The following is a 2,370-nucleotide window of genomic DNA, read 5'->3' on the forward strand; positions in this document are numbered from 1 at the left end:
TGCTGTGTCTCCAATCGACGAGCGGAATTTTCCTGATAAGACGACGTTTCCGCGATCCATTCCTCGCGCGCGTATACATCGCGAAAAAATGAGAAATCATTGTCGTTCACCCAAGGTTTGGCCCTCTCTGACGGATCGTCGAATTCGATCAATTCCTTCGCCGTGATCGGGTCTGGAACCGCTTCGGCATTGATCTCCACGCGTTGGTTTACTTCTGGCGTCACCCACAGATCCATGGGGATCAAGCCCTTGGTCTTCTTCATGAGGTTCCAGAAGGGCTTGAGGCTGCCGTCCGGCTCGCGTGGCCACAGGTATTGTTCGCCCGGGGCTGTTCCGCACGGCGTGGAGCGCGCGAGCATGCGTTGATATAGGGTGCCGGTATATGTCTCGAGCAGTTGAGTCGGAAGCCCCTGCCAGCCGATGCTCTGCAGCGCCGTGGAGCCCATAACGCGGTCGTGGGGATTGAAGTAGATATACATGCGCCCGGTATTGTCGCGTTCGCTGGGGGCCGATGGGGTCCAGGGGGCGCCGTCGGCCGTTTTGCCCACGCGCAAGCACGTCGCCAGTTCGCGGGTCAGCTTGCGATGGCCCGAATCGAAGTGCCGGACGATGTTTTCGAACGTCTTGCGCCGGGCGTCCGCCGTGGGCGCATCATCGCCCTGAGCAAAGGTGTCCGTGATCTTTGCATCGAAGGCGTAGGGGCTGTTCATGAGCATCACGCAGTCAGGCTGGTTCGTGGACTCGAGCACTGCCAATGCGGCCAAGACGATCTGCGTTCCCTGGCTGTGCCCGATCAGCGTGATCGTGTCGGCGGCGAACCTGCCGCGGATCTTGCGCACGAGTCCGGCCAGCCGCCCCGCCGCGTGTGCATAGTAGGTGCGTGGCGGCGCGTCGTGCAGCTGGCGGTCGACTTCCGGGTTCAACTTCTGCACGTCGATCGGGATGAGCGCTGCCCACACATCGCGTCGGAAGCCCTGGGGGGACCAGAGCAGAGGCAGATTGTTGCACCCGTTCTGGAACGGCCCTCCGCCCCAGTAGAGGGGAGGTACCGGGGTGTAGTCCTTTGCCCAGGCGGAGTTGCGCTCCTTGCTGCTGTCCCGCAAGGGCACGCGCCAGCGCCGTTCTTCGCCGTCCTTTGGACGGTAGCCCCAGAAGAAATGAATGATGGGCGAACGGTCACTGGTTTCGGGTTTCGGTTTCGCTGCGCGCGGATCCCATTCCCTCGGCTTCAGGTCGTTCCGTCCCAGCCGCTTGTTCAGGCCGGCGAGAATGTGTTGCTCGGCGGCCTCGTACCATTCCCCCTCGCTGTTGACGCCATGCACGAAGATGATGATTCCCGGCATGTCGGGCTGCAGTAGCACGTCTTTGCAGGTCTTGTCGTCGACCGGGGTCGCGTAGGAGGTGGCGAGGGGAGCGGCGGGCGTCGTCATCGGACTTTCGGTGTCACGGGGCGTTGGATAGGAATGAGATCGGGTTCGAGATGCATGGCCTCGAGCGCCGACGCATTCACCCTGACCGTGTTGCCGTCGGCGGCGGTACCGCCGTGCACGAGCGCGCCGCCGGCGGTACGGATGCGGTAGGAGAAGTTCTCGATCGGCTTGCCAGTGAGCGCATCGATGAGCCTGAAGCCTTCGTCGTAGTCGTGCGTCGGGTTGTGTTTGAACTCGTGCACCAGGCTGGTCGGCCCGCCGAAGCTCTTCTTCGAGGCATGCACCGTGATCGTCCCCGGACAGGCGACGGTGATGCCGCCGTCGATGGTAATGCTGGCGCCGCCTTCGACGCTGAGGACGATCTTCTTCGCCGCGGCGAAGTCGATGTTCGCGCTCGCGCTGACGAGCTTCATCTCGTCGCGGGCGAGGAGCTTCAGTTCGTCGCTCTGCGCCTGCAACTCGATGTCGTCCTTCGCGGCGATGAGGCGGATGCCGGTGTTGCCTTCGCCGGGTTCGACGGCGCCGGCGAGCAGGCCGATGGCGTGACCGGCGTGGAGGCGGGCGCTGCCGGCGACGGCGAGGTTCGTGTCGGCGCCGCTCATGAGGGTGGTGGTGTCGCCCGCCGTGACCTGCACGCTCTGGCCGGCGACGAGGCCGATGCCGGCCCGCGCGGCCTGCAGGATCGCGGGGGCGGAAAGGTGCGGAACCTTGTCGCCGGCGACGGCGGTGTGGCGGGCGTCCGCGTCGGTCGTGGCCTCGGCGAGATCGCGGCGGGAGACCATGCCGGAGGCGATCCTGCTCAAGGCCTTGAGAGGTGGGTGGTCCAGGTCGGCGGCGCTCGCGCCGGCCGCGGTGCTGCCGATCGCGGCGGCGAGTTTCACGGTCTGGTGCGTGTCGGCTGCGTGCGAGAGAGTGTCGGCGAGCGTGCACGCCTGTTTGA

General features: G+C 64.9%; 2 protein-coding genes. Both read right to left on the reverse strand.

Annotation, left to right across the window (positions count from 1 at the left end):
- On the reverse strand, positions 1 to 1,430 hold a 1,430-nt coding region (locus BW991_RS23415; protein ID WP_076604520.1), incomplete at its 3' end, for a T6SS effector phospholipase Tle3 domain-containing protein.
- Positions 1,427 to 2,370, reverse strand: a 944-nt coding sequence (locus tag BW991_RS23420) for a DUF2345 domain-containing protein (RefSeq protein ID WP_244551803.1), incomplete at its 5' end; no start/stop codon positions are given. The genes BW991_RS23420 and BW991_RS23415, both read right to left, overlap by 4 nt.

The organism is Aromatoleum tolulyticum, from assembly GCF_900156155.1.
Lineage (GTDB): Bacteria > Pseudomonadota > Gammaproteobacteria > Burkholderiales > Rhodocyclaceae > Aromatoleum > Aromatoleum tolulyticum.